Source organism: uncultured Streptococcus sp. (assembly GCF_963516575.1).
GTDB lineage: Bacteria > Bacillota > Bacilli > Lactobacillales > Streptococcaceae > Streptococcus.
This window is the reverse complement of sequence record NZ_CAUQCP010000074.1, coordinates 1-4714: the sequence shown is the minus strand read 5'-3', so window position 1 is coordinate 4714 and position 4714 is coordinate 1. Positions and strand designations below refer to the sequence as shown.

Genomic DNA, 4714 nt, shown 5'->3' with positions numbered 1-4714 from the left:
CTACTCCATCTTTTACTAGTTTGTAGCTATTTGCTTGAACACTAATTGTTTTTTGTACCCCATCTACTTCAATTGTTTTCGGTGTAAATGTTGGTGTTCCAGTTTGTACTAAACCTTGTAAGTTCGTTGATGTCGCTGGTGCTTTATCAATCTCAGCTGCTACGATAATTGGTTTATAAGAAGCTGTTGATGTAATAGTTGCACTTTCGTTTTTAGCGTTTGTAATGGTTACAGTTGCTTTTACTGTAATTGGTGGGACATCTTCTTTATAAGTTGGAACTGGTACGAATGTTACTTTACCATTTCCATCAATTGTGAATGTTCCTTTTCCTGCTAGTGTTACGCTGTCTTTTTCTGTTTGATCAGCTGGATCCACTAGTTTACGACTAGTCACAGTTACATTCGTTGATTCAGTAGGAATCGTGAATGTTGGTGTTCCTTCTTGAGTTACACCTTGGATATTTTTCGTTGTCTTATCTCCTGGAGTCACTGTTAATTCAGTTACTGTTGGTACATATTTTTTCGTAACAACATTTCCATTTTCGTCTGCAACTTGAACAGTTACTCCTTCTGCTGTTCCATGATAGGCTGGCGCAGGTGTAAATGTAATCGCATTGTCCACCAATTCATAAGTCCCTACATTCGGTACAGTAATTGACTTCACTTTATCTGAACCATTTAGTAATGTAAGAGTTTCTGGTTTTAGGGCTACCCTTTCGTCACCTGTATCAAAGTTTAGAGTTTTTCCATCCTCCTCATCTCTTTGATTAAAGACGATTGGTGATTTTTGTGTAAGTCCTTGTGCTCCTGAAGTTGCTGAATCTTTACCTGTTGGAGTAACTTCGATCACTGTTGGTGTATACGTTGTTTCAACTTTTGTACCATTCGCATCTTTGATTTGTATTCTTACAGCAGTTGCCGTTCCAACAAATGTTTTCTTCGGTGTAAATGTAATCGTTTTGCTTACTTTATCTAATACATACTCACCTTGGTCTGTTGTGACTGTATTTGTTTCAACTCCTGAAGCATTTACTAATGTTAATGTTTCTTTATCTAAGTCAACATGTTCTCCAGCGTTACTCACTTCCGGACTTCTATCAAAGTTAACCGTTTGATTTTTATCGGCATTATTTTCTAGTGTATCAAAGACGATTCTTGATACTTGTGCTTTCCCTTGAACATCTCTAGTTGTTGACGCTTCTGCAGTTGGAGCTACTGGGATAATTCTTGGAGTATACGTAGCTTCTGTAGTAACTGTAACATCATTATCATCTTTATCATGTGCTACAACAACTGGAACAGACACTTTGACAGGTTTCACTTCACCTTTATAATCTATATTTGGTGTAAATGTTACTTCACCTGTTTCCGGAGCTATCTTATACGTACCGACTTTATTGTTATTTGGATCTAAGGCATCTACAATCGCAGAGTCTGCAGGAGTATTCGTTCTAGGATCAACCAGTCTTGCTGGATATTTAGCTGACGCCGTTACTGGAGTATCAGAAGTTACTACAGTAAAGGTAGGTTTACCTTTTTGTGAGAATCCTTGTATTTCACTACTTTCCGCATTATTAGGAGTTGGTTGTACAGTAGGTATTCTTACTTCTGGAACGTATAACCCATCCATCGTATTTAAGACATCATTTACATTCGGAGCAACAGCTTCATCACTTGTTCCCCATTCTGTCGTTGTTTTGTTCGTGTCTTGACGACGAATTGAAATCCCGTCTGCTTTTCCTACAAATCCTTTTGCTGGAGTAAATTCTACATCGACATCTTTTCCATTTGGTGTAAACTTATACGTACCTTGTCCTTTTACAGTATAGGTATTTTCATCTGATAAAGTGATTTTTTCACCAGTTTTATTATTAATATATACTGGTTTTACAGTAGTATCAATTTCAGCATTTACATCATCTTGTACATAAATGTTTTTACCTTTTGGAGTGAAATGAACTGTTGTACGTTGAGTCTCATTTATCTCACCAATTGTAGTTTGCTTATCTCCTTTTGGTGGGTGAGTAATCTTCGCATTAAAGTCCTCTACTTCCCCAGAGAATGCTAGTCCTGTCGGTTTTTCAATTTCTTCTCTACTTGTTGCAATACGAACCCTAGTACCAGCTTGAAGTAACTGTCCTGCGTCTTTTTGTGTTTTATTTTTAAAATGTAATTTTACATCGCCATCTTGTGTAATTTCCGCAATGTCTGAAGCTTCATCTGAATCGAACTTTCCATTATTATTAAAATCAATCCATGAACGAATATATGCCTTTTCAGCACCACCTGTGTGCGCCTGAATATTTAAGGTATAATAACCAGCACTTGAAACATTTGCTTTGATAATATTTCCTTCGCTACCTTTTAAACTATCAGGAAGTAATTGATTAATCCCTTCGTCTGCTGCATCAGTATCATCATCACCGTGCCAGTTTTTAGGGGTACCAGTATCCGCATCTGGTCTTTCAGACCCTAAGTATGGTTGTTTTACTACAACTCCACTTAATCCATCTTTCGTATTCATTGCGTGGGTTGCTTCACCATAACTTGCAGGAGCATCCCCTTCATCAAGAGGCAATACCCCTATCATAGCCGCTTGTGAACCAGTTGAGAAAACATACATTCCAACTTCTGTTGCATTTTTTGTCATTACTACTGGCACACTATAACTCCTAGCTGTAATACCAGGACCAAACACACCAGAACCTAGACCACCTGTTTCTTGATCTGGGTTAGTAAAGAATTTAGGCACTATCTTATTACCATTTCCTACATTGTAAATAGCAGTAGCATTTATGTCATTACCCATTGAATCCGGAAGCTGTTTATAAGCATCTGTATAATAATTTAATGGTTGATATCTGCGAGCATCCGCTCTATCTTTCTCTAAGTCAATAATTTGTTGCCATCCACTACCATTCGTTGTAAAGGTAATTATTTCTCCACGGTTTGCACTTTCTGCATCGGCCATTACTACCGCTGGACGAACGGGATTTCCTTTATAAGTACCACTAACTTCAAATTGAATCCCAATATTGGCCCCATCACCTTCTGCTTTAATAGAAGTTTTTCTTCCATTTGTATCAATCCCATTATCTCTAATTTCAGACCACTGGTCCTGAGCTTGCGCCGTAATTCTTACTGGAGCGTTATCCCATCTACCAATAAGTCCATTAGTCGCATTTGGGTTAAAGGTTGCTTTTTCAGCTTCTGTTGCATTATTAGCTTCCATACGCTTTCTATAAATTTCAGTCGCTTGGAATGGTTTTAATGATTTAACCTTCAACTTAATGTGGTAGTTAGGCATAATTTCCTTTTCGTAAATTGAGCCTTCTTTTAAATAAACATTTCCATTTTGTATATCAACATTTGTCCAGTTTCTTGTATCTGAAAAGTCTAACCATGCAATTTGTTTTGCAAGTCCTTCTGCTACTTTTCTTTCTGTATAAGGAGGTCTTGTAACTGCTGGATTTTCTGTAGTATCTTTTACATCTGCTGAAATCCCTGTTGTTGTAGGAGTTGCTGTTTCACCTGTTCTGAAACCAGTTCCTTCTTCCATCTTTTTACCATTACGGCTGTCTTTATTTTTATTTTCTTTTGAAATTTCTTCAGCCTTAATTGATTTTAAAATAGATGTGAATGAGCTAATTTCTTTTGTTTTAGCATCTACCTCTTTTTGAGTAGTATCTAAAGCTTCTAGGTATTGTTTAGCTTCTGCAACAAGTTTTTCAGCATTTTGGATTTGAGAGACTTGTTTTTTATTCCCTCGAATACGTTCTAGTTGAGCTTCCAAATCTGCTAATTTGTCTCTCAACGTAGATGAGTTGACAATTTCTTTGTCTACTTTGTTGACCTTATTTTCTGGTACTTCCTTGGTTGCAGAAGTTTCCTTCATTGCAGGAATTTCATTAGTGCTAGGAGTTTCATTAGTTTCGGCCACTTGAGAGCTTGTTGCTGGAACTGCTTCTTCTTTTGTTCCAGATTTTGGTGTCTCTGTACCTACTTCTGGAGCTTTTTCTTGTTTTGGTTCAGTCGCAATCTCTACCTTATTCGCAGATTGAGGCGTATCTCCAGCCTTGGGTATTACCGTGGTCGCCGCCTCGGTCTTTTGCTCATCAGCGTTTACCTGATCTAAATTGTAACCAAATAAAAACCCTGTACCAACCAATACACTTGCCGCACCAACTTTTAACTTTTTGATAGAATATTTTTCATATTTATTCCCACAAAAATAACGATGATCTTTTTGCTGTCTAGATAATTTAAACATAGCTTTCCACCTTATATATATATATATATATGCACTGTAAGTAGACATATATTCCTTTATACATTATATCACGTTCTTAATAAAAACATTAACATTTATTACTTTTTTTTATTGTTTGAAATATGTTGCCAAATCAGTTAGTAAATAACAAAATAAAACTAGTAAAAAGCTTCATAAATCTACAGTTTATAAGATACAGATAGATAGAAAAGACTGGAGTGATATCTTTCAGAATTGCCAAGGAAGTCCAGCAACCATTATTGTTATCAGTTTATTAAAAGCTAATACTCTTCGAAAATCTCTTCAAACCACGTCAACGTCGCCTTGCCGTATGTATGGTTACTGACTTCGTCAGTTCTATCCACAACCTCAAAACTGTGTTTTGAGCTGACTTCGTCAGTTCTATCCACAACCTCAAAGCTGTGCTTTGAGCTGACTTCGTCA

Annotated in this window: 1 protein-coding gene; it reads right to left on the bottom strand. The window is 36.8% G+C overall.

The window, feature by feature from the left end:
- Positions 1 to 4270 (bottom strand): CshA/CshB family fibrillar adhesin-related protein (locus RWM06_RS09330; RefSeq protein WP_313970917.1); only part of this gene is annotated, 4270 nt, incomplete at its 3' end.
- Positions 4271 to 4714: the final 444 nt, after the last annotated feature.